Genomic DNA, 21,650 nt, shown 5'->3' on the forward strand with positions numbered 1-21,650 from the left:
CGGGACTCAGCCCTTGACGGCGCCTTGGGTCAGGCCGGAGACGATCCGGCGTTGGAAGATCAGCACCACGACCACCACCGGCACCGTCACCACGATCGCCGCGGCCGAGATCGCCCCGGTGGGCTCCTCGAACTGGGAGGCCCCGGTGAAGAAGGACAGCGCCGCCGGCACCGGGCGTGCGGCGGTTGTGGAGGTCAGCGAGATGCCGTAGACGAAATCGTTCCAGGCGATGAAGAAGGCGATGATCGCGGTGGTGAAGACCCCGGGTGCGGCCAGCGGAACCACCGCTTTACGGAACGCCTGGAAAGGGGTGGCGCCGTCGACCTGGGCGGCCTGCTCCAACTCCCAGGGGATCTGCCGGAAGAACGCCGACAGCGTCCAGATCGAGATCGGCAGCGTCAACGACAGGTAGGGAATGACCAGCCCGGCCCAGGTGTCGTACAGGCCCACCACGCGCCAGAGGTTGAACAGCGGGGTGACGATGGACACGACCGGGAACACCGAGACGGCCAGCGCCGAGGTCAGGATGATCTTCTTACCGCGGAAGTCCAGCCGGGCGATGGCGTATGCGCACAGGGTGGCCAGCACCACCGCGATCACGGTGGCGATGAGCGAGATGCCGATGGAGTTGCGCAGGGCAGGCAGGAACAGGTCCTGGGCGCTGCCCCCGGGGGCCAGGATCTCGGCGTAGTTCTCCCAAGTCCACTCCCGAGGCAGCAGCGTGCCGGAGAACAGCCCGGCCTGGGTCTTGAACGAGGTCATCAGGATGGAGAAGACCGGGAACAGCGACCAGACCAGCACCAGCACGGTGGCGACGGCCCAGCCGACCTTGCCCTTCGTCGTCATACCCATCAGTCGTCCCCCTTCCCGCCGGACAGATCCACGCGGAACCCCTTGATCGCGATGAAACTGATCAAGAGCACGCTGAGGAACAGCAGCACCGAGATCGCCGAACCCATCCCGATCTCCAGGCGTCCGATCGAGGTGTTGTAGGCCAACAGGGACAGCGCCTCGGTGTTGTTGGCGCCGCCGGTCATGATGAAGATGTTGTCGAAGATCCGGAACGCCTCCAGCGCCCGGAACAGCACCGCGACCATGATTGCGGCCTTCATGTTCGGCAGGGTCACCTTGCGCAGCACCTGCCTGGACCGGGCCCCGTCGACCTTGGCGGCCTCCTCCAGTTCCCCGGGCACCTGGGCCAGACCGGCCAGCAGCAGCAGGGAGATGAACGGGGTGGTCTTCCACACCTCCGACAGCACGATCACGAACAGTGAAGGCCCTTGGGAGGCGAACCAGTTGAAGCCATCGTCGATGCCGGGCACCCAACTGAACCAGTTGTTGATGTACCCGGAGTTGATGTCGAAGGCATAGAAGAATGCGAACGCCGAGACCACGGTGATGATCCCGTAGGGCACCAGGATCGCGGTCCTGACGATCCCGCGCAGGCGCTTGATCGCCCGGTGCATGATCATCGCCAGGGCGAAGCCGAGCACCAACTCGATCGCCACCGTGGTGACCGTGATGAACAGGGTCACCAGCATCGAACGCCAGAAGGCCCAATCGGTCAGGATCATCGCGTAGTTGTTCAGCCCGATGAACTCCCGTTCGTCCGGGGCGGTCAACCGCAGCGAGAACAGCGAGTCGAAGGTGGCCTGACCGATCGGATAGAGCGTCACGAGCAGCATCAGGCCGAAGGCAGGGCCGGCCAGCCACCAGCCCAGCCGCGCCTCGGAGCGGGTCCGGTCGGAGGCACGTTTCTTGCGGGGCCGGTCCTGGCTATGGTCCCTCGGACGGGTCGTGGCCGAGGCGCTCACAGCAACCGCTCCCCTCGCAGCACCTCGGTGATGAACTGCTGGGAACTGCCCGGGGTGTTCTCCGGGTCGACCCCGGAGACCGGGTGCCAGGTGGTCTGCAGCCCGATCGAGATCTCGTTGTAGAACGGGGTCTGCGGGCGCGGGGCAGCCTGTTCCAGGGAGTCCCGGATCACATCTGCCATCGGGAACTCCTCCTGCACCCGTTCGTCGTCGTAGGCCTCGATCGCCGAGGGCGGGTTGCCGTTGGTGACGAAGTACTCGGCCTGGTGTTCGGGCTGCACGATGCAGGCCACCGCCTCCCAGGCCTCCTCGATGTTGCTGGAGAAGGCACCGACGCCGAGGTTGATGCCCCCGACCGGTGGGGCTGATTCGGTATCGGCGTCCATGCGCGGGTAAGCGGTCCAGGCGAGGTCGTCGATGACGTCGGACTCCGCGTCCATCATCGCGGGGTATACGAACGGCCAGTTCACCATGAACGAGCCACCGTCTCCCTGGAACAGGTTCATCGAGGCGTTCTCATCGGCGGTGGGCAGCCCCGGGCCGCCCAGGCCCTCCGAACCGATCCGGCTGACCACCTCGGCGGCCTGCCGGCCCGCCTCGGAGTCCAGGTCCAGTTCCAACTCGTCCGAGGTGGCCTCGGGGTTGGTCAGGATCTCTCCCCCGGCGGAGGCCACCAACGCGTTGATCCACACGGTCAGGGACTCCGCACGGGCCCCCTGCACCCCTAGGTACAGGTCGTTCTCGGCGGCAGCCTCGATCAACTGCTCCCAGGTGACCGGTTCGCTCATGTCCAACCCGGCCTCCTCGGCGACGGATTCGCGGTACCAGAGCAACTGGGTGTTGGCCCAGAAGGGGACGGTGACCAGTTCGTCCTCCCAGGTCGCCGAGTCGATCGCGCCCTGAACCACGCCGTCGGTGTCCTGCAGTTCCTCGGGCACTTCGGCCAGGAAGCCCGGTTCGGCCATCTCGGGGATGAACGGGGGGTCCAGGCTCATGATGTCGATGGAGGCGTCCTGGGCGGCCAGGCGGCGGGCCAGTTGTTCGCGCTGATCGGAGGCCTCCCGGGGCAGCAGGGCGGTCTGGATCACGTAGGCGCCGTCGGATTCCTCGGTGCAGGTCTGGGCGATCTCGGCCTGGCCCCCGTCGTCGGGGTTGATGTACCAGGTCAGCGTCGGTGGCCCGGAGTCGTCGGCGCAGGCCGCCAGCGACATCACCACGGCAACGGCCAGCAGCGGCCCCACCACACGAACTCGGGACACGTGGCCTCCTTGCGCTCCCTCGTACGACGACGTCTGCTCACCCAACAACCAGACGTGCGTGCCTGCAACTCGAACGAGCCGGGTCCCTGGTGGGGGTTGGGATCCGGCGCGGCGGTATTCTGCTCGGTGCGCCCCCGTAGCTCAATGGATAGAGCAACGGCCTTCTAATCCGTAGGTTGCAGGTTCGAGTCCTGCCGGGGGCACCCAAGCGTCGTTGTTCAGGCCTGTGACGTTCCGGGCTTGATCGGCCCCGTTCTCGCCTCGCTCCTAGCGGACGGGTGCGGGGTTCGGACTGCCGGGTTGCATAGGGCATCCCACGGGTCGACCTGTCAAATGAGATGTGCCCCGTCAGGTCCGTCCAGAGCGTCCAGCACACCTGTGAGATCTCAGCGTGGGTAAGCCACCTTGAGACGCCAGGCTCGTTAACGAATCCGAGCACGATGTTGCGGATCGCCGCGGCCGGGCATGTGGTCCCCGGTGCGACGATCGAGTGCGGAGGTCCTTCCCCACACGCGCACGGCCACAGCGTCCGGAGCGGCGAGACGCCCCACCTCGTTCATCAACGGCTCTCGATACGCGGACCCAGATGATCAGAGGTGTCGCGCGATGCCCGCTCGTCGCGGCCTCGACCGCGTCGACCAGGCTCGCACCTGGTTCTCCCTTCGATGTGAGTCGATGAAGGTCGCTACAGAACACTGCTCGCCGCGGGTGAACCCGATCAATTCAGGCGAGGTACGCCTCGGCCAGCAGTTGGACCGAACGCAGCCGATCGTCCACTCGAGGTCCCTGGTGGGCGATCATCAGTTCGTCCGCGCCGGTCTGCTCGGCGAACTCCGTCACCTGCCGGCCCACCACGTCCGGAGTCCCGACGGCGCTGTAGGTCATCATCTGGTGCAGATGCTGGGCCTTCGGTGACTTCAGCAGCGCGTCGGCCTGCTCGTCGGTGAACTCGGCCCCCGGACGCAGCAGGAGCGCCACCCGGCTGCGCATGACTTCCTGCAACTGACGCTCGGCGTCGGCCTGGTCATCAGCGGCGATGACGTTGTAGGCGGCGATGACATAGGGCTCGGCGAGTTGCTCCGATGCCGTGAACTTGCTGCGGTACAGCGCGATCGCCTCGTGCAGTGCCGCCGGGGCGAAGTGCGAGGCGAAGGCGTAGGGCAGTCCGAGGACGGCGGCCAGTTCCGCGCCGAACAGCGAGGATCCCAGGATGTACAGGGGCACGTCGGTGCCCTTGCCGGGGTAGGCGTCCACGTCGGCGATGCGGCTCTCGCCCCGCAGGTAGGCCTGCAGTTCCAGGACGTCCTGGGGGAAGGACTCCGCCGAGGCGGGGTTGCGGCGAAGCGCACGCAGGGTGTTCTGGTCGGTGCCCGGGGCGCGGCCCAGGCCGAGGTCGATCCGGCCGGGGTGGAGGGTCTCCAGGGTGCCGAACTGCTCAGCGATCAGCAGCGGCGCGTGGTTGGGCAGCATGATGCCGCCCGAGCCCAGCCGGATGGAGTTGGTGTGGGCGGCGACGTGCGCGATGAGCACCGAGGTCGCCGAGGACGCGATCGAGGCCATGTTGTGGTGCTCGGCGTACCAGACCCGCTGGTAACCGGTCTCCTCCGCCTTCTGGGCCAGCGCCACGGTTCCAGCCAGTGACTCGGCAACAGTCTGACCACGGGCAACGGTGGCAAGGTCGAGGATAGAGAGCGGAAGCGGCATCGGGCACCTTTCACAGACGGGACGGTGCCGACTGGCACCGCCAATGGGGACAACCGATCGAGCTCCGGCTTTCATCCCACCGCGCCCCCGGGCTCGTGCGGACGGGTCCGATCACTCCTGATCGGGAGCGTGTGTCTGCAGGAAGGCGTAGACCTCGGAGTCATCCACACCCGGGAACGTCCCGCCCGGCAGGGCCTGCATGATGTGGGTGTGCAGTTTGGCACTCGGCCAGGACGAGGCCCGCCACCGCCTGGCCAGAGCAGGCTCGGGCTCACGACAGCAACTCAGGTCCGGACAGCGCGAGAGCGACCTGGAGGTGGCATCCCTGCCCCGGAACCATTTCGCGTCGGCGAAGGGCACACCGATGGTGATGGAGAAGTCACCGCCGGCGCCGGTACCGATCTGGGCGGTGCACCAGAACGTCCCGGAGGGAGTGTCGGTGTACTGATGGAACTCCCCCGGCCGGTCGGCGTGATCGAACACGGTCCGGGAGGTCCAGTACCGGCACACCAGTTGCCCCTCGATCGCACCGGTCACGTCGGTGGGGAAGGTGACGTCATCGTTCTCATATCCCTTGTACAACGTCCCGTCCCGCCCCACCCGGGCGAAGTGCACCCGGATCCCCAACTGAGAGGTAGCCAGGTTCGTGAACCGGTGCGCCGCACCCTCGTGGGTCACCCCGAACGCATCGCGCAGGTCCTCGATGGACAACTCCCGGTCCTTCTTGGCGGAGGCGAGGAATTGCACCGCTTGGTGGCGGGGCATCAGCACCGCGGCGGCGAAGTAGGTGATCTCCTGACGCTGGCGTAGGAAGTGCGCATACGTACGCGGCTGGGTGTGTTCCAGCACCCGGTGCGCCAGCGCCTGCAGTGCCAGGGAGCGCAGCCCGTGCCCGCCGGGGATGGACTGCGGCGGCAGGTAGATCCGGCGGTTCTCCAGGTCCGTGACGCTACGAGTCGACGACGGTAGGTCCCTGGCGTAGTGCAACGTGAACCCGAGGTGGTCGGCCATCCGCTCCACGGTGCGGTGCGTGACCGGGCCGGCGGTGTAACCGACCGCGGAGAGCAGACTCTCGGCGGCCTCCTCGATCTCGACCAGGTAGTTGTCCCGCGCGCGCATGTCCCGGCGCAGTTCGGTGTTGGCGCGACGGGCTTCCTCCGGGGTGGCACTGGCCTCGTTGGAGCGGCGGGCCAGTTCGCCGTGCAAACCCACCAGCGCCTCCAGGGCCTCCATCGGGAGTTTGCGCCCGGGACGCACGGTGGGTAGCGCCAGTGCCCGGTACAGCGAGCCGCGCTGGGCAGCGTCCAGTTCGATCTCCAGGGCGTCGCGCCGGCTCGGCGGTGACTCATCGAGCAGGTCGGCCACCGTGGTGCCCAGGGCCTCGGCCAAGGTGCGCAGCAGGGTCAGGCGGGGCTCCCGGTGGCCGTTCTCGATCAGCGACAACTGGCTGGCGGCCACGCCGACCTGGGCGGCCACCTGATCCAGCGTCATGCCGGCCGCGGTGCGGAAGTGCCGGATGCGGCGCCCGACGGTCAGGACGGTGTTTCCCGCTCTGGTCGCGGATGTGAGGGACATTTCCTCACCATAGCGAAAGAAGCGCCGTTCTTTCACGAACTTTGGCGTAGAAGTACGGCACAACGTTGTCCAGGCTCGGGTCATGGCCAGTCCGGCCGATAAGGCATCCCGCACCGATCCAAGGAGACGACGATGACCATGACCGCGAGCGATCACCGCACCGGAACCGACCTGACGGACACCAACGGCGCCCCGCAGCCGGACGGGGCAGGAGCGGACCCCGCCCAGGAGTTACGCCATCGGTGGGCCACCGAGCCCCGCTGGGCCGGGGTGCGCCGCGAGCACACCGCCGAGGACGTCATCGCCCTGCGCGGGCCGGTGGTCGAAGAGCACACCCTGGCCCGCCTCGGGGCGGAGCGGCTGTGGGGCCTGCTGCACACCACCGACTACGTCAACGCACTGGGCGCGCTGACCGGCAACCAGGCGGTGCAGATGGTCAAGGCGGGCCTGCAGGCGATCTACCTGTCCGGCTGGCAGGTCGCCGCCGATGCCAACCTGGCCGGGCAGACCTACCCCGACCAGTCGCTCTACCCGGTCAACTCGGTGCCGGCGGTGGTGCGCCGCATCAACAACGCCCTGCTGCGGGCCGGGCAGATCGCCCACGCCGAGGGCGGCGAGAGCCAGCACTTCCTCGCCCCGATCGTCGCCGATGCCGAGGCGGGCTTCGGCGGCCCCCTGAACGCCTTCGAGTTGATGAAGTCCATGATCGCCGCCGGTGCGGCCGGAGTGCACTTCGAGGACCAACTGGCCAGTGAGAAGAAGTGCGGCCACCTGGGCGGGAAGGTGCTGGTGCCCACCGCACAGCACATCCGCACCCTCGGTGCCGCCCGGCTGGCCGCGGACATCAGCGACGTGCCCACCCTGGTCGTCGCCCGAACCGACGCCCTGGCCGCGACCCTGATCACCTCCGACGTGGACGAGCGCGATCAGCCCTTCCTCACCGGCGAGCGCACCGCCGAGGGCTTCTTCCACACCCGTGCCGGTGAGGAGACGGCGATTGCTCGCGGACTGGCCTACGCCCCCTATGCGGACCTGCTGTGGGTGGAGACCGGAACCCCGGACCTGGGCTTCGCGCGCCGGTACGCCGAGGCCATCCAGGCCGAGCATCCGGGCACCATGCTGGCCTACAACTGCTCGCCGTCGTTCAACTGGAGGGCCGCGTTGGATGAGAACCAGATCGCCCGGTTCCAACGCGAACTGGGCGCGATGGGTTACTCCTTCCAGTTCATCACCCTGGCCGGGTTCCACGCCCTGAACCACTCCATGTTCGAACTCGCCCACGGTTACGCCCGCACCGGGATGAGCGCCTACGCCGCGCTTCAGCAGGCCGAGTTCGCCGCCGCCGAGCGCGGCTACACCGGCGTCAAGCACCAGGCAGAGGTCGGCACCGGGTACTTCGACCGGGTGGCCACCGCACTCAACCCCACCTCCCAGACGCTGGCGCTGGCCGGCTCGACCGAAGAGGAGCAGTTCTGATGAGCACCCCCACGATGTCGCCAACGACCCAGACGCCGCCGGCCGCACACCCCGGCGCCAGCCCGGCCACGCCGTCGGTGCGGATCAGCGGACCGCCGGTGCCCGAGGCCGGGACCGTTCTCACCCCCGGGGCCCAGGACACGGTGGCGCAGTTGCACCGCCGGTTCGGCCGTCGTCGTCATACCTTGCTGAAGGCCAGGGTGGCGCGCCAGGAGCGCATCGCGGCCGGTGAGGCCCTGGGCCTGCTGGACCAGACCCGCACGGTGCGCGAGGACCCCACCTGGCAGGTTGCCCCGCCGGGACCGGGGTTGGCACGCCGCACGGTGGAGATCACCGGGCCGGTGAGCCGTTCCATGGCGATCAACGCCCTGAACTCCGGGGCCGATGTGTGGATGGCCGACCTGGAGGATGCCACCTCCCCCACCTGGGCGAACCTGATGGCCGCCCAACTCAACCTGATCCGGTTCACCACCGGGCAACTGGACTTCACCTCCACGGCCGGCAAGGCCTACCGGGTGGGGCCGAACCGGCCCACCGTGATGATGCGCCCGCGCGGATGGCACCTGCCCGAGAAGAACCTACTCGTCGACGGCGAGCACCCCGCAGCGGCACTGGTCGACATCGGGCTGTACTTCCACCACTGCGCCCAGGCTCTGATCGAGCGCGGCCAGGGCCCCTACTTCTACCTGCCGAAACTGGAGTCACACCTGGAGGCACGCCTGTGGAACGAGGTCTTCTGTTTCCTCCAGGACCGTTACGGCATCCCGCGTGGCACAGTGCGGGCCACCGTGCTGGTGGAGACCCTGCCGGCGGCCCTGGAGATGGAGGAGATCCTGTATGAACTGCGCGAGCACTCCGCCGGGCTGAACGCCGGGCGGTGGGACTACATCTTCTCCATCATCAAAACCCTGCGCAGCAGGGGCCGCGAGGCCGTCCTGCCCGACCGTGCAGCGGTCACGATGACCACGCCGTTCATGCGTGCCTACTGCGAACGCATGATCGCTCTCTGTCACAAGCGTGGCGCCCACGCGATCGGGGGCATGAGCGCCTACCTGCCCAGCCGCACCGATCGGCCCGCGGCGCTCAGGGCGCTGCAGCGGGTCCGGGCGGACAAGGCCCGGGACGCCGAGGACGGTTTCGACGGCGGCTGGGTGGCCCACCCGGGGCTGGTTGACACCGCACGCGACGCCTTCGGCCCGGCGCTGCGCGGCCGGGACCACCAGCTCGAGCGGCAGCGCGAGGACTTCCTCGACCCGGGCGACCTGCTGGAGCTGCACACCGCCGGCAGCGGCGTGACCTACGAAGGGTTGCGCTCCAACATCGCCGTGTCGCTGCGGTACCTGCAGGCCTGGCTGCAGGGCCAGGGCGCGGTCGCGATCGACCACCTGATGGAGGATGCCGCCACCGTGGAGGTCGCCCGCACCCAGGTGTGGCAATGGGTGAACCAGGCCGTGCGTCTGGAGGAGGGCCTGGATGTCACCACCGAGTTGGTGGAGCGCCTCATCGGCAACGAGGCTGCCCGGATCTCCCGCGAGATCGCCGACGAGGGTGGCGGTGACGGATCGTCCAATCGTCTCGACGATGCCATCGAACTCTTCCGGGAGGTGGCACTGGGCGAGGAGTTCGAGGAGTTCTTCACCCTGCGCGGCTACGCCCGCTACCTGTGAGCACCGGGCTCGCCCGGGCGAGCCACGCCGTCGGCCCCCCGCCGAGGACCCACTCTCCCCTGACTCCCCAGCGCCCCGCTAGTCACCGCGCGGAGGGCCCACACCCGCAGGCCTCAGTCCTCCTGCGGCAGTTTATTCAGGATCCGGGTGACCGTCAGCCAGGTGCGCGTGGTGATGCCGGTGCCCAGGCGGCGCTGTAGCCAACTCATCAGGTCCGGCGTCTTCACCCCGGTGGTGTCGGTGATGGCCAGGACCGCCCGGGCATCGGCGTCGTAACCGAGCACGCGCGCGCCGGGCAGGTCTGGCTCGGGGAAGCGCTCGGGCACCGGATCCAGTGGGTGCTTACAGAAGGTGACCGTCAGGTAGGTGGACTTGCCGTGGGTGAATCCGGCGAACGGGTCCAGGTCCACCAGGGCCTGCAGTTCGGCGCGGGTGCGCAGAATCGTTCCCCCCTCGATGCCCAGGTCCTGCTGCAGCGCGGCTTGGATACGGTCCTCCAGCAGAGCGGCAGCGTGGGCTTCCTTGGTGCGGAAGAGGATGTTGCCGCTGGAGATCACCGAGGCCACGTCCGCGTAGCCCAGCCGCGTGAACACGGCGCGGAGCCGGTCATTGCGCATGTCCGGATTGCTCGGGCTGATCCCACGCAACAGCGCGCAGTAAGACGTCACCGGGCCAATCTACGCACCCCCTGCCGGCGTGGGAATACCCGGACCCTGCCCGCCGCGTCAACGCACATTGACACCCGGTCGGCACCCGGCCCATGCTGACCCCATGGCATCCCTCGTCGATCTCGCTGCCCAGGTTTCCGCAGGCGCCCCCTTGACCGATCTGGCCACCCTGCAATCCCTGCGCACCGAAGCCAATCGCCTCGAGGCCGTGCTGGTGCGTCGCGCCCGGAACGACGGCGCGTCCTGGGCCCAGATCGCTGCCTCACTGGGGATCTCCAAGCAGGCGGTGCACAAGAGGTACGGGGGTTCTCGACTCTCTCGCTGAGTCTTCCGTCTCACGATGCGAACGGATCGGGGTGACCAAGACGCCACCATCCGCGGCCTCCCTAGGGTTCCTCGACAGGCGGTCCGGGCAGATCCGGTGTCGCTGCCCCGAACCCACACCGAGAGGTCTTCCATGAGCACTCCCGACGCACCCGAGCCCACCCCGTCCGAGCCGACCGAGCAGGGCCGGGGCTCGAGCCGAAAGAGCCTGACCACCGGCATCGCGTTCGTGGCCGTGGCCGCATTGGCCGCCACCGCCGGCGCCCTGATCGCCGGCGGCGGCTCCGAGGCCGACGCCAGCAGCGAGACCGCCGAGCAAACCGCGTCGGCCGCGAGCGATTCCGTCGCCGACGCAGAGGTGGCCTCGACCACCATCACGAGTTTCGCCGTCGGGGAGCACCGCGGCTTCGACGATGTCCACCAGGGCGGTGATGAGGACCTGGAGAACGTTCTGGTCTCCACCGACTGGCTGGCCGAGCGCATCGATGAGGGCCTGGCAGAGAACGACATCGTGCTCATCGACGTCAGCGAGAATCTGCCCACGTCCGAGCTCACCGCCTACGTCGACGGGCACATCCCCGGTGCGCAGTACGTGGACTGGACCGGAGAGTTCGTCCAGCCCAACACCCGCGAGTTCCTCGACGCCGGCGAAATCACCGACCTGCTGCAGGGCCTGGGCCTGAACACCGACTCCTCCCTGGTCATCTACGGGGACAACAACAACTGGTTCGCCGCCTACGCCGCCTGGGTGTTCAACCTCTACGGCGTACCCGATGTGCGGCTGGTCGACGGCGGGCTGAAGAAGTGGGAGCAGGTCGAAGGGCGCGAACTGGTCCAGGAGGTCCCCGAGCGCGAACGTGGCGACTTCGTGGCCAAACCGCAGAACTTCGACATCCGCGCCTTCCAGCCCGACGTGCTCGACATCGTCGAGGGTGAGGCCAACGCCACCCTGATCGACATCCGCTCCGAAGGTGAGTACAACGGCGAGATCGGCGTTGACCCGGCGATCTTCGACGGTGAGGGCGCCGCGGTGTGGGGTCACATCCCCGGGGCGGTGAACGTGGCTTGGGGCGACATCGTGAACGAGGACGGCACCTACAAGAGCGCCGATGAGATCCGGTCCATCTACACCGAGGCCGGGGTGGATTTCTCCGAGCCGATCATCACCTACTGCCGCATCGGTGAACGCGCCAGCCACACCTGGTTCGCACTCAGCCAGATCCTGGGCGCCGAGGTGGCCGTGTACGACGGCTCCTGGTCCGAGTGGGGCAACTCCGTCGGCGTGCCGGTGACGAACAACACCGGTGAGCGCGGCGGTTTGTGGGGCCAGAGTTGAGCACGTCTCAACCACAAGCACCGTCGTCGGCTGCCACGCAGGTGGCCGACGACGGCGCTGCGGCGTCGGTCCTGACCGCGCCTGAGAACGGGGTGTCCCAGGCGATCGTGCCGAGCCCGCCCCGATGGACACGGGCCGACACCGTGCGCACCACGATCGCGGTGGCGATCGCGCTGACGCTGCTGGGTACCGCCTGGTGGCTGGGCGCCACCCGGGGCGCGGGCGTCGGTGGCTCCAGCGCCTCGTTCGCGCTCTTGGCCGGGGCAGGACTGGGCATCCTGTTCGAACGCGGCCGGTTCTGTTTCTATTGCATCTTCCGCGACGCCTTCGAGGAGAAGAACACTCGCGGGATGTACTCGATCCTCACCGCCATCGCGGTGGGCACGGTCGGTTACGTGCTGGTCTTCTCCATCCGCCTACCCGATCCGACCGCCGGGAACCTGCCCGGGCAGGCCCATATCGGCCCGGTGAGCCTGGCTCTGGTGGCCGCCGGGCTGGCCTTCGGGCTGGGGGTGGTGATCTCCGGTGGGTGCATCGCCGGGCACCTGTACCGCCTGGGCGAGGGCAGCCTGCGAGCGCTGCCGGCCCTGGGCGGGGCAATCGTAGGGTTCGGGGTGGGCTTTGCCACCTGGAACCCGATCTACACCCATGCCATCGCCGGTGCGCCGGTTCCGTGGCTGCCCTCCGGTGGCGGCTACGGAATCGCGACGGTGCTGCAACTGGGCGTGCTGGTGTTGATCGGCGTGTGGTTGCTGCGCTGGAACCCGCAAACGCCGGCCCGCCCGGCCGCGCGGGTCACCGCGCAGAGCGTGCACGGGTCGGTGTTCGTCAACCGCTGGCCTGCGCTGGCCACCGGTGCCGGTGTGGGCGTGATCGGGTTCCTGGCGTTCCTGCGCGATCAACCGCTTGGAGTCACCTCCCAACTCTCCGGCCTGACCCGTACCGGTCTGGATTCTGCCGGGCTACTCCCCCATACCCTGCTCGGCCTGGACCAGACCCTGCGCGGCTGCGTGGCCCTGGTGGTGGATGCGATCACCTCCAACGGCTGGCTGGTGGCGGGCATCGTCGCCGGTTCCCTGGCAGCGGCCCTGCCCGGACGCAGGTTCAGCATCGAACCCCTGACCCTGCGCGGCACCGGAACCGCCGTGGTCGGCGGGGTGTTCCTGGGTTGGGGCGCGATCATCGGCCTGGGCTGCACGGTGGGGGTGTTCCTGTCCGGTACCCAAGCCCTGGCGGCCTCCGGCTGGGTGTTCGCCGCCGCCGTGGTGGCCGCACTCGGGATCGGCTTCCGGCTCGGCCTGCACCGGCTCTGAGAGCCGTCAGGCGATGTGTGAGCCGCCGTTGACGTCGTAGGTGACGCCGGTGAGGTACCCGGCCTCGGGGCCGAGCAGGAACGCGATGACGTGGGCGACGTCGTCCACGGTGCCCACCCTGCCCACGGGCAGGTCCTTGAGCATCACTTCCTTACGATCATCGGTCAGGCGCCCACCCATGATGTCGGTGTCGATGGCGCCGGGTGAGACCGTGTTGGCGGTAATGCCCAGGGGGCCGAGTTCGCGCGCCAGTGTCTTCGCCAGCCCGATCACACCCGCCTTGGATGCGGCGTAGGCGGCCAGGCTGTAGACCGCGCCACCCCGCTGGGCAGAGGTGGAGGAGATGTTGACGATGCGCCCGAGCCGATGCTGCGCCATCACCCGGGCGGCCGCCTGGGAGACCAGGAAGGTCCCGCGCAGGTTGATGTCGACCACCCGGTCCCACTCCTCACCGGCGACCTCGAGGAAGGGCACGGGCGAACTCACTCCGGCGTTGTTGACCAGGCCCACCAGTTGCGGCATCTCGGCGACCACTCGCTCCACGGCGGCGCCGACCTGGTCCTGATCACGCACATCCAGCCCCAGCCCGAGCGCCGGTACACCGTGGGTATCGGTGATCTCGGTGGCAACGCGATCGGTTGTGTCCTGGTCCAGGTCGAGGACGGCCACCGCCCACCCCTCCCGGGCCAGCCGGTGCGCGGTCGCCCGGCCGATGCCGCGCTCCGAGCCGGCGCCGGTGACGATTGCCGTGGCCTGGCTGGGGAAATCCGCCGCCGGATAGGGGGAAAGCATGCTCGGATGACCTCCTTGGTGCACGGCAACCAGTGCGCTGCCCGGTCCATCGAATATACGGATTCGCCCCGTGTGGCACCACAATGGGGGAACGAGCCAGTGCCCCTGATCATGAGCCGGGAGAACGTCGATGCGTACCACGCCCACTGGAGCAGCAGAGTCGCGGGCCACCCAAGGCCCGGTGGCGGTGATGGGGCTGGGTGTGATGGGGGCCCCGGTGGCGCGCAACCTGGTGGGCGCCGGTTACGACGTCACGGTCTGGAACCGCTCGCCCCGACCCGCATCGGACCTGGAGTCCGTCGGCGCCGCGCGGGCACGAACACCCCACGACGCGGCCGCCCCCGTGGTCCTGTCGGTGCTGCCAGACGTGGCCCAGCTGCGCACCCTGCTGTTCGGGCCGGAAGGGCTGCTGGCCGGCCTGGCGGGGCTGGACCGTGCGCGCCTGGTGGTGATGAGCACCACCTCCCCGGGTGAGGTCCGGGCGTTGGCCGCGGATCTGGCCGAGTACGACGTCGGGGTGGTCGATGCCCCGATGAGCGGCGGCGACAAGGGCGCACGTGAGGCGACCATGAGCATCATGATGGGCGGTTCCGAAGCGGACACCGAGGCCGTCCGGCCCGTGCTGGAGACGGTCGGTGGCACCGTGCTGCGGATGGGGGAACTCGGGGCGGGTTCGCTGATGAAGTTGTGTAACCAGGTGATCGTCGCCGGAGCACTGGCCGCGACCTCCGAGGCGCTGGCGATGGCCGAGCGTGGTGGCCTGGACCTCGATGACGCCGTGAGCATCCTCTCCGGTGGGCTGGCCAACAGCGCCGTGCTCGAACTCAAACAGAACAAACTCCTCACCGGCGACTACTCCCTGGGTGGTAGTGCCGCAAACCAACTCAAGGACCTGCGCTACGCGATGCAGACGTTCATGGCCGATGCCACCCCGAGCCCGATGACCGCGCTACTCACCCAACTCTTCCTGGAGGTCGAACGGCGTGGGTGGGGCGAGCAGGACCACTCGGTGGTGTTCGAACTGTTCCGCGCCGGGCAAGGCCACGGCCCGGACGCGCCGGGAGGGGCAGGATCGTGACCGGAGTTGATCCCAGCGGACCGATCAGCGTCGCCCTCCCCTCCGGACCCGAGACGCCGTTGAGCCCGCTCCTAGTCCACCGGAGGTCGGTGAAGTCCTTCCCGGATTCCGTACTGGGGATCGCGGACCTCGGCGGCGCACTGCGGCACGCCGCCGGCCGGGTCACAGGCGCCGCACACGCCACCGCACGCGGGCAGTACCTGGTCACCGTGACGGCGATCATCGGACAGGTCCGCGACCTGGCCTCCGGGGCCTACGAGTACGACGGCGCGGTGCACCGGCTCACGAGGCGCACCGCCGGCGATCACCGCGAACGGCTCGCACGCGCCACCGTGGATGCGGCGTGGGCCGCCCATTGCCCGATGCTGGTGCTACTCAGCACACATGCCGAGCATGCCGACGGTTACTTCGCCGAACTCGGCCCCGGACAGGGTGAGCGGTTCGCCTGGCTCGAGGCGGGTCTGATCGCCCAGAACCTCTACCTGTGGGCCTCGGCCACCGGGCATGGCACCGTGTTCATCGGCGGGCTGGCTGCCCCCGCGATGGCGGATGCGGCCGCACCGCTGCTGCCCACCGGCCACACCGCCCTGGGCATCATGCCGCTGGGTCACCCGGCCGAGTGAGCCCACGGCGCCGGGCGGCCCGATTCTCGCTGAGAGGGGGCGGATCAGTCCTCCTCGCCCGCCCGGGTGTCCGGTTCGGTCGGCGTCAACTGATCGAAACTGAGCCGGCGCAGGGGTGCCCGGGACAGGTAGGCGGCCCGCGCGATCGCTGAGGTGGCCACCGCCGAGGTGGTGAGCTGGAAGACCACGATCGCGGCCACCTTCACCGTGTGGGACAGCCCGGGCTGCAGGCACAATGCCCCGACCACGACCAGCGCCACGCCCAGCCCCGCGGCGGTGCCCACCGCCGAGATCCTGGTGTAGACGTCGAAGAACTGGAACAGCCCGAGACCGGCCACCGCGAACAGCACGGTGCCGGCCAGGATGAGCACCTGCCCGATGATCTCCCACACGGTCATCGCCTCCCTCTGGTCAGGGCTCGGGCCAGGGACAGCGCCGAGAGGAACCCGACGAGTGAGGCGATCAGCAGCAGGTCGAACGTGGCGATCGAGCCCGAGCGCACCCCGATCAGGGCGATCAGGCCCAGCACGGAGAACATCAGCAGGTCCGCCGCTACCGCCCGGTCGGCGTTGCTCGGGCCCTGCAGCATCCTGATCGTGGCAGCCAGCGCCACCAGCACCAGGACCACGATGGCCACATCCAGCCCGATCATGTGCCCACCCCCTTGCGTCGCATCGCCCACAACAACCACGACTCCATCTGCGTGAGGTCCCCGGCCAGGTCCTCTGCCGAGGTGTTGTACATCCCGTGCACGTACAGCGTGCGGGTGCCGTCATCGGTGACGTGAGTTCCCATCGTCAGCGTGCCCGGGGTCAGGGTGATGATCACCCCGAGCAGGGTGACCTCCAGGTTCGTCCCGCACCGGGTCCGCAATTCCACCACGCCGGGGGTGGAGCCCTGCCCGGGGGTGACCACATCGCGCACCACCGCCAGGTTGGCGGTGATCACCGCCCATGCGAACCAGAACAAGAACACCACGATGCGCACCGGCCAGGTCAACCAACTCATGAGTTTCGCACCGCCTCCACATAGGCGGAGGTGTCGGACAGGTTGCCCGCGGCCACCTCCGCCAACGACAGCAGCGCCTCCCCACCCACACCGAGTGCGGAGGTCACCGCAGCCAGCGCGAGCGCGGGCAGCGTCAGGCGCAGCCCGACACGACCGATGACGGCGGAACGCGTCTTCGTCGCCGTACCACCAGCGGCGGTGGCCGGCTCAGGCCCCTCAGCGGCAGGTGCAGGGCCCACCCGGGCAGGTCCGTCGTCGTCGGCCTTGCCCCAGAACATTCCCGACCAGATCTTCAGCATCGACAGCAACGTGACCAGGCTGACCACCACCATCGCAACGGCCGCGGCCACCTGCCCGGCATCGATGGAGGCCAGGATGAGGCTGTACTTGGCCACGAATCCGGAGAACGGGGGCAGTCCGGCCAGGGACAGCGCCGCGATGAAGAACGCCACCGCGAGCACCGGGTCGCGCCTGGCCACCCCACCGACCTTCCCGAGGCGGTCGGTGCCGTAGGTGGCCTCCACCGCACCGACGGACAGGAACAGCGAGGCTTTCACGATCATGTGGTGCAGCAGGTAGAAGATGCCCGCGGTCAGCCCCAGCGGTCCGAACAGGGCCACGCCCATGAGGATGTAGCCGATCTGGCTGACCATGTGGAACGCCAGCACGGTGCGGCCCCGGGTCTCCCCCACCGCGCCCATCACGCCGATGACCATCGTCAGGGTGAAGGCGACCACCCCGACCCACAGGTACCGCTCGTCGCCGTCGAACAGGACCGCGTAGATCCGGTAGATCGCATAGATCGCCACCTTCGTGTGCAACCCGGAGAACAAGGCGTTGATCGCCGGCGGCGTGGCGGGATAGGCCCGGGCCAGCCACCCGTGCACCGGAACCACCGCGGCCTTGATCGACAGGGCGAGCAGGGCCACGGTCGCCCCGATCGCCACGGTCCCGTTCTCGGCGGCCAGGCCGGCCAGTTCAGCCATGGTGACCGTCCCCGCAACCCCGTAGATCAGTGCGACCGCGGCCAGCAACACGGTGGAGGTGAGCAGGTTGACCGTCACATACAGCCGGGCCCCGGAGATCTGGCGCAGCCCCCCGCGCCCGGGCGCCGCCAGCACGAACAGGGCGTAGGAGGGCAGCAGCATGACCTCGATGAACACGAACAGGTTGAACAGGTCCCCGGTCAGCAGCGCACCGTTCACCCCGGCCACCAGCACCAGCACCATGGGGGCAAGGAACTTCGAGCGCCCCACCTGGGTGAGCAGCGCGAACCAGGAGCAGACCAGTGCCAACAGCCCCGTGACGGTCAGCATCAGCGCCGAGAACGCATCGGCCACGAACGGAATGGAGATACCGAACGGCCAGTCGGCAACTCCGTGGGCGAGCACGGCGCCGCCGGAGGTGGCTGCCACGACCGCGACCGCGAAGCCGGTCAGACCCGCCAGGCTCACCAGCAGGGTCACCTGGTGCAACCGCACCCGGTGGGGCAGGGTGATGAGGATGCCGCCGGTGAGCAGCGGCACCGCAACGAAGAGCGTCAGTAGCGTCGTCATCATCGCGGCTGCACCCCCCGGGCGGGTGCGCCGCCGGGGTCGGCCCCAGCGGTGGCCCCGGCGCGCCCGGCGTCCCCGTCGTCCTCGGCGCGCCCGGCGTCCTCGGCGCTGCCGGCGTCCCCGTCGTGCTCGGCACTGCCGTCGTCGTCGGCGTCATCGGGGATGGAGTCGTGGGTATCGTCCGCCCGGCGCCCGGCGACGGCCAGCATCAGCATCACGATGGTGATGGAGAAGGCGATGACGATCGCGGTCAGGACGAACGCCTGCGGGAGCGGGTCGGCCACGGTGGCCGGGTCCAGGTCCCCACCGATGGGTTCGGCACGCTGGCTGGTGCCACCGGCGGCGAAGAGGATCAGGTTCGCTCCGTGGGAGAACAGGATGAAGCCCAGGATCACCCGGAACATCTCCCGTTGCAGGATCAGGTACACCGCCCCGGCGATCAGCAGGCCGGCAGTCAGGGCCAAGGTCATGACCGCTCCACCTCCCCGGCAGCGACTGGCGCGGGTTCGCCGCTGGTATGTGCATGCGGGTCACCGGAGCGCGCGTTCCCGGCGGCGGCTGCGGACGGGGGTTCCATGGAGGCTCCGCTGGGCTGGTCTGGTGGGCCGGTGGTGTCCCGCCGCACTCTGGTAGGCGGACGCTCGGAGCCGAGCAGGTTGATCGAGGCGAGCACCACACCGATCACGGCCAGGTAGACCCCGACGTCGAAGACCAGCGCGGTGGTCAGGTGGATGTCGAAGAGGTAGGCGTGCAGCGGCCGCAGGAACGAGCCGTCGGCCAGGCCCACCAGACCGATCCCGGTCCCGACCAGTACGCCGGAGCCGATCAGCGCCATCGGTGGCAGGCGGAACTGCTTGTCCTGCGGGGCGGCAAGGTAGCTCAGCCCGAACCCCGCCCCGCCGATCAGGGCGGAGATGAACCCGCCACCGGGCAGGTTGTGCCCCCGGACCAGAAACAGCACCGACAACACCACGACGGCGGGACCGACCCACTTCTGCAGGGTGCGGATGAAGATGGTGTTGTGGGCCGAGTCGGCCAGACCGCCGCCGTGGCGCAACGGTGGGTCCGGCCGCTGGGTTGCCAGCGGGTCCCGGGCGGCCAGGATCGCGGCCACCGTCACCCCGGCCACACCGAGCACCGTGAGTTCGCCCAGGGTATCCAGGGCGCGGAAGTCCACCAGGATCGTGTTCACCACGTTCTGCCCCCCGGAGAGGTCCTCTCCTCGCATGAGGTAGAACTCCCCGGCCGGGGAGAGCGGGCGCCGGCCGGTCAGGGCCAGCACCCCTACCGTGGTGGCCGCCCCGGCGGCCAGCGCCAGGGCGCCCGCACCCAGGCGGCGCCGGTTGGAGGCCGGCCGGAATCGTTCCGGGAGTCGGCGCAGCACGAGCACCATCACCAGCACGGTCAGAATTTCCACCAGCAACTGGGTCAGCGCCACATCGGCCGCGCCCAGGACGTAGTACCACAGCGTGGTGGAGAACCCCACCACGCCGGTGACGACGATCGCCGCCACCCGGGTGGGGGCCAGCACCGCACCGGCCACGCCGCCCACGATCAGGACCACCAGGAGCCAGTCCAGTGGTTGGCTACGGGTCCCGACCACCTGGGGCAACCCGGCGAACCGGGCCAGGCCCACCACGGCGATCAGCACGATCATCACCATCGGGACGGCCAGGTGCCGGGCCGGGGCGTTGGAAGCCGTCGGGGCACCGGCACGCACCCCCAGGCTGATGATGCCCCGCCGGGTGGCGTCCACCACGCCCAGCGCCGAGAACGGGAAACTGCGGGCCTGCATGATCACGTCGATACGCCCTCGGGCCCGGATCGCCACGGCACCGAATCCGACCGCGATCGCCGAGAGGACCAGCGCCACGTTCAGCCCGTGCCACAGGGCCAGGTGCACCTCGATACCGGTACCCGCGGCAGCCCCGGCGGCCGTAGCGACCAGGGTGTCCAGCAGGAACGGGGCCACACCCACCACCAGGCCGGCCAGGCCGGGCAGGGCGGCCATCAGCCAGAACGGCACCGCGGCCTCACGCGGCTTCCTCTCAGAACGTGGCTCGGCGCCCCCGGCGGCCGGCGCGGCTGCATCATCCGCAGCGGCCGCCACCGACTCGGAGCGCGAGGCCGGGGAGGCCGGCCGGGCCAGCAGCCCCCACAGGATCCGTCCGGAGTAAGCCACCGTAAACACCGAGGCCACCACGGCCACCCCGGCCAACACCGGGCCCCAGGGTCCCTCGACGCTGAGGAACGCCTCGTACAGGTTCTCCTTGGAGACGAATCCCAGCAGCGGCGGGATGCCGGCCATCGAGGCCACCGTGGCCACCAACGCCACCGCGGTGAGCGGCATCGCGCGCACCACCCCGCCGATGCGGCGCAGGTCCCGGCTGCCGGCCTGACGGTCCACCACACCTATCAGCATGAACAGCGACCCCTTGAACAGTGCGTGGGCGACGGTGTGCACGACACCGGCCACCATCGCCTCCTGCGTGCCCACCCCGATCACGGCCACCAGCAGACCCAGTTGGCTCACCGTGGAGTAGGCGGCCAGTTCCTTCAGGTCATGCTGGCGCAACGCCACCACCGCCCCCAGCACGGCGGTGGTCAGTCCCGCGCTGATCAGCAGCACGTTCCAGATGGGCACCTGGGCGAAGGCGGCGGAAAAACGCAACAGCAGGTAGATCCCCGCCTTGACCATCGCGGCGGCGTGCAGGTACGCGCTGACCGGGGTGATTGCGGCCATCGCATCGGGCAACCATGCGTGGAAGGGGAACTGGGCGGACTTGGTGAACGCCGCCAGCACCACCAGCACCAGCACCGTGGTGGTCAGGACGCCATGCTCGGCCCAGATCCCATCGGCGAGGATCGCGCTGAGCCTGGTGGTGCCGGTGGCCACCACCATCACCACCACCGCGGCCAGCAGGGACAAGCCGCCGGCCACGGTCACCAGCAAGGTGCGGATGGCGGGCTCGCGTGCGCTCGGGCCGGAGCGTGCGATCAGGAAGAACGAACACAGGGTGGTGATCTCCCACGCCACGAACATCACGACAACGTCGTCAGCCAGCACCAGTGCCAGCATCGCGGCGGCGAAGGCGCTCATCCAACCGTAGAAGCCGGCATGGGGTCCCCTACCCAGGTAGCGAGCGCTGTAGACAAGCACGATCGCGCCGATCCCCAGCACCAGCAGCGCGAATACCAGCGAGAGCCCGTCAAGGCGCAGCATCAGGTGCACATCCAGGGTGGGCATCCAGGGCACGGTCTGCACCACCGGCGACCCACCGAACACCTGGGGGGCCAGTGCCGCGACCGCCGCGCACAGTCCGGCCAACCCGGCGCCCAGCAGCCAGCCGGCGCCCGCGCCCAGGGCGCGGCCGGCGAACGGCGCCACCAGCGCCAGCAGGGCCGCGCCGGCCAGGATTGTCACCAACACCAGGACCTCACTCGGTTCGTCGTGGGT

Annotated in this window: 20 protein-coding genes and 1 tRNA gene; 8 read left to right on the top strand and 13 right to left on the bottom strand. The window is 69.1% G+C overall.

Annotation, left to right across the window (positions count from 1 at the left end):
• Positions 1–6 precede the first annotated feature (6 nt).
• Genes ACPL7H_RS15530 through ACPL7H_RS15540 form a run of 3 tightly spaced genes read right to left on the bottom strand, consistent with a single transcriptional unit; the run spans position 7 to position 3,025 of the window.
• Positions 7–846, bottom strand: coding sequence for a carbohydrate ABC transporter permease (locus tag ACPL7H_RS15530; RefSeq protein WP_424797710.1), 840 nt, complete (start codon positions 844–846; stop codon positions 7–9).
• Positions 847–851: 5 nt separating this feature from the next.
• A complete protein-coding gene (locus ACPL7H_RS15535) occupies positions 852–1,814 on the bottom strand; it encodes a carbohydrate ABC transporter permease (protein ID WP_424797711.1) in 963 nt (320 codons plus the stop codon).
• Positions 1,811–3,025 carry an extracellular solute-binding protein gene (locus ACPL7H_RS15540; RefSeq protein WP_424797774.1) on the bottom strand — a complete coding sequence of 405 codons (1,215 nt, stop codon included), beginning with the start codon at positions 3,023–3,025 and terminating at the stop codon, positions 1,811–1,813. The genes ACPL7H_RS15535 and ACPL7H_RS15540 overlap by 4 nt, the downstream gene beginning before the upstream one ends.
• Before the next feature lie 178 nt (positions 3,026–3,203).
• Between ACPL7H_RS15540 and ACPL7H_RS15545 the strand changes: the two genes are divergently transcribed.
• Positions 3,204–3,276, top strand: a tRNA-Arg gene (locus tag ACPL7H_RS15545).
• Between the two features lie 520 nt (positions 3,277–3,796).
• Here the strand turns inward: ACPL7H_RS15545 and ACPL7H_RS15550 are convergent.
• Together ACPL7H_RS15550 and ACPL7H_RS15555 are read right to left on the bottom strand one after the other, a co-directional pair.
• Positions 3,797–4,777, bottom strand: a complete 981-nt coding sequence (locus ACPL7H_RS15550) for an LLM class flavin-dependent oxidoreductase (protein ID WP_424797712.1) — start codon at positions 4,775–4,777, stop codon at positions 3,797–3,799.
• A 111-nt stretch (positions 4,778–4,888) separates the two neighbouring features.
• Positions 4,889–6,352, bottom strand: coding sequence for a helix-turn-helix domain-containing protein (locus tag ACPL7H_RS15555; protein ID WP_424797713.1), 1,464 nt, complete (start codon positions 6,350–6,352; stop codon positions 4,889–4,891).
• A gap of 138 nt (positions 6,353–6,490) precedes the next feature.
• Here ACPL7H_RS15555 and aceA point away from each other — a divergent pair, with 138 nt between their 5' ends.
• Both aceA and aceB read left to right on the top strand, forming a co-directional pair.
• Positions 6,491–7,828, top strand: coding sequence for an isocitrate lyase (aceA, locus tag ACPL7H_RS15560; protein ID WP_424797775.1), 1,338 nt, complete (start codon positions 6,491–6,493; stop codon positions 7,826–7,828).
• Positions 7,828–9,495, top strand: coding sequence for a malate synthase A (aceB, locus tag ACPL7H_RS15565; RefSeq protein ID WP_424797714.1), 1,668 nt, complete (start codon positions 7,828–7,830; stop codon positions 9,493–9,495). Before aceA ends, aceB begins: the two co-directional genes overlap by 1 nt.
• Positions 9,496–9,608: 113 nt before the next feature.
• Here the strand turns inward: aceB and ACPL7H_RS15570 are convergent, their stop codons facing one another.
• Positions 9,609–10,163: a DUF1697 domain-containing protein gene (locus tag ACPL7H_RS15570; protein ID WP_424797715.1), complete on the bottom strand. Its 555-nt coding sequence runs from the start codon at positions 10,161–10,163 to the stop codon at positions 9,609–9,611.
• 103 nt (positions 10,164–10,266) lie between these two features.
• Between ACPL7H_RS15570 and ACPL7H_RS15575 the strand changes: the two genes are divergently transcribed.
• The 3 genes from ACPL7H_RS15575 (at position 10,267) to ACPL7H_RS15585 (ending at position 13,136) form a co-directional block, all read left to right on the top strand.
• On the top strand, positions 10,267–10,488 hold the full coding sequence (locus tag ACPL7H_RS15575) for a helix-turn-helix domain-containing protein (RefSeq protein WP_424797716.1): 222 nt from the start codon (positions 10,267–10,269) through the stop codon (positions 10,486–10,488).
• A gap of 132 nt (positions 10,489–10,620) precedes the next feature.
• Positions 10,621–11,823: a sulfurtransferase gene (locus ACPL7H_RS15580; protein ID WP_424797717.1), complete on the top strand. Its 1,203-nt coding sequence runs from the start codon at positions 10,621–10,623 to the stop codon at positions 11,821–11,823.
• Positions 11,820–13,136, top strand: coding sequence for a YeeE/YedE family protein (locus ACPL7H_RS15585; protein ID WP_424797718.1), 1,317 nt, complete (start codon positions 11,820–11,822; stop codon positions 13,134–13,136). The genes ACPL7H_RS15580 and ACPL7H_RS15585 overlap by 4 nt, the downstream gene beginning before the upstream one ends.
• A gap of 6 nt (positions 13,137–13,142) precedes the next feature.
• On the opposite strand, the gene ACPL7H_RS15590 is transcribed toward ACPL7H_RS15585, so the two are convergent.
• Positions 13,143–13,928: an SDR family NAD(P)-dependent oxidoreductase gene (locus tag ACPL7H_RS15590; RefSeq protein ID WP_424797719.1), complete on the bottom strand. Its 786-nt coding sequence runs from the start codon at positions 13,926–13,928 to the stop codon at positions 13,143–13,145.
• Positions 13,929–14,058: 130 nt separating this feature from the next.
• Here ACPL7H_RS15590 and ACPL7H_RS15595 point away from each other — a divergent pair, with 130 nt between their 5' ends.
• Both ACPL7H_RS15595 and ACPL7H_RS15600 read left to right on the top strand, forming a co-directional pair.
• Positions 14,059–15,006: an NAD(P)-dependent oxidoreductase gene (locus ACPL7H_RS15595; protein WP_424797720.1), complete on the top strand. Its 948-nt coding sequence runs from the start codon at positions 14,059–14,061 to the stop codon at positions 15,004–15,006.
• An 89-nt stretch (positions 15,007–15,095) separates the two neighbouring features.
• Complete coding sequence (locus ACPL7H_RS15600; protein ID WP_424797721.1) at positions 15,096–15,629, top strand: nitroreductase family protein; 534 nt, start codon at positions 15,096–15,098, stop codon at positions 15,627–15,629.
• 44 nt (positions 15,630–15,673) lie between these two features.
• Here ACPL7H_RS15600 and ACPL7H_RS15605 read toward each other — a convergent pair whose 3' ends face one another.
• From ACPL7H_RS15605 to ACPL7H_RS15630, 6 genes are read right to left on the bottom strand one after another with little or no spacing between them, the layout of a single operon-like run.
• Positions 15,674–16,027 (bottom strand): cation:proton antiporter, encoded by a 354-nt coding sequence (locus ACPL7H_RS15605; protein ID WP_424797722.1) that lies wholly within the window; start codon positions 16,025–16,027, stop codon positions 15,674–15,676.
• Complete coding sequence (locus ACPL7H_RS15610) at positions 16,024–16,281, bottom strand: monovalent cation/H+ antiporter complex subunit F (RefSeq protein WP_424788514.1); 258 nt, start codon at positions 16,279–16,281, stop codon at positions 16,024–16,026. The genes ACPL7H_RS15605 and ACPL7H_RS15610 overlap by 4 nt, the downstream gene beginning before the upstream one ends.
• Positions 16,278–16,637, bottom strand: coding sequence for a Na+/H+ antiporter subunit E (locus ACPL7H_RS15615; RefSeq protein ID WP_424788515.1), 360 nt, complete (start codon positions 16,635–16,637; stop codon positions 16,278–16,280). The genes ACPL7H_RS15610 and ACPL7H_RS15615 overlap by 4 nt, the downstream gene beginning before the upstream one ends.
• On the bottom strand, positions 16,634–18,193 hold the full coding sequence (locus ACPL7H_RS15620; RefSeq protein ID WP_424797723.1) for a monovalent cation/H+ antiporter subunit D family protein: 1,560 nt from the start codon (positions 18,191–18,193) through the stop codon (positions 16,634–16,636). Before ACPL7H_RS15620 ends, ACPL7H_RS15615 begins: the two co-directional genes overlap by 4 nt.
• Positions 18,193–18,663 (bottom strand): sodium:proton antiporter, encoded by a 471-nt coding sequence (locus tag ACPL7H_RS15625; protein ID WP_424797724.1) that lies wholly within the window; start codon positions 18,661–18,663, stop codon positions 18,193–18,195. The genes ACPL7H_RS15620 and ACPL7H_RS15625 overlap by 1 nt, the downstream gene beginning before the upstream one ends.
• Positions 18,660–21,623, bottom strand: coding sequence for a DUF4040 family protein (locus tag ACPL7H_RS15630; RefSeq protein WP_424797725.1), 2,964 nt, complete (start codon positions 21,621–21,623; stop codon positions 18,660–18,662). The genes ACPL7H_RS15625 and ACPL7H_RS15630 overlap by 4 nt, the downstream gene beginning before the upstream one ends.
• Between the last annotated feature and the right edge of the window lie 27 nt (positions 21,624–21,650).

The sequence above is a fragment of the Pseudactinotalea sp. Z1732 genome (assembly GCF_049724975.1).
Lineage (GTDB): Bacteria > Actinomycetota > Actinomycetes > Actinomycetales > Beutenbergiaceae > CALKWS01.

Coding starts and splice junctions, on each gene's coding strand:
- ACPL7H_RS15605 (WP_424797722.1), bottom strand. CDS start 16,027: ATGACCGTGTGGGAGATCATCGGGCAGGTGCTCATCCTGGCCGGCACC.
- ACPL7H_RS15615 (WP_424788515.1), bottom strand. CDS start 16,637: ATGAGTTGGTTGACCTGGCCGGTGCGCATCGTGGTGTTCTTGTTCTGG.
- ACPL7H_RS15550 (WP_424797712.1), bottom strand. CDS start 4,777: ATGCCGCTTCCGCTCTCTATCCTCGACCTTGCCACCGTTGCCCGTGGT.
- aceB (WP_424797714.1), top strand. CDS start 7,828: ATGAGCACCCCCACGATGTCGCCAACGACCCAGACGCCGCCGGCCGCA.
- ACPL7H_RS15555 (WP_424797713.1), bottom strand. CDS start 6,352: ATGTCCCTCACATCCGCGACCAGAGCGGGAAACACCGTCCTGACCGTC.
- aceA (WP_424797775.1), top strand. CDS start 6,491: ATGACCGCGAGCGATCACCGCACCGGAACCGACCTGACGGACACCAAC.
- ACPL7H_RS15595 (WP_424797720.1), top strand. CDS start 14,059: ATGCGTACCACGCCCACTGGAGCAGCAGAGTCGCGGGCCACCCAAGGC.
- ACPL7H_RS15580 (WP_424797717.1), top strand. CDS start 10,621: ATGAGCACTCCCGACGCACCCGAGCCCACCCCGTCCGAGCCGACCGAG.
- ACPL7H_RS15540 (WP_424797774.1), bottom strand. CDS start 3,025: ATGTCGCTGGCGGCCTGCGCCGACGACTCCGGGCCACCGACGCTGACC.
- ACPL7H_RS15575 (WP_424797716.1), top strand. CDS start 10,267: ATGGCATCCCTCGTCGATCTCGCTGCCCAGGTTTCCGCAGGCGCCCCC.
- ACPL7H_RS15620 (WP_424797723.1), bottom strand. CDS start 18,193: ATGACGACGCTACTGACGCTCTTCGTTGCGGTGCCGCTGCTCACCGGC.
- ACPL7H_RS15610 (WP_424788514.1), bottom strand. CDS start 16,281: ATGATCGGGCTGGATGTGGCCATCGTGGTCCTGGTGCTGGTGGCGCTG.
- ACPL7H_RS15590 (WP_424797719.1), bottom strand. CDS start 13,928: ATGCTTTCCCCCTATCCGGCGGCGGATTTCCCCAGCCAGGCCACGGCA.
- ACPL7H_RS15625 (WP_424797724.1), bottom strand. CDS start 18,663: ATGACCTTGGCCCTGACTGCCGGCCTGCTGATCGCCGGGGCGGTGTAC.
- ACPL7H_RS15530 (WP_424797710.1), bottom strand. CDS start 846: ATGACGACGAAGGGCAAGGTCGGCTGGGCCGTCGCCACCGTGCTGGTG.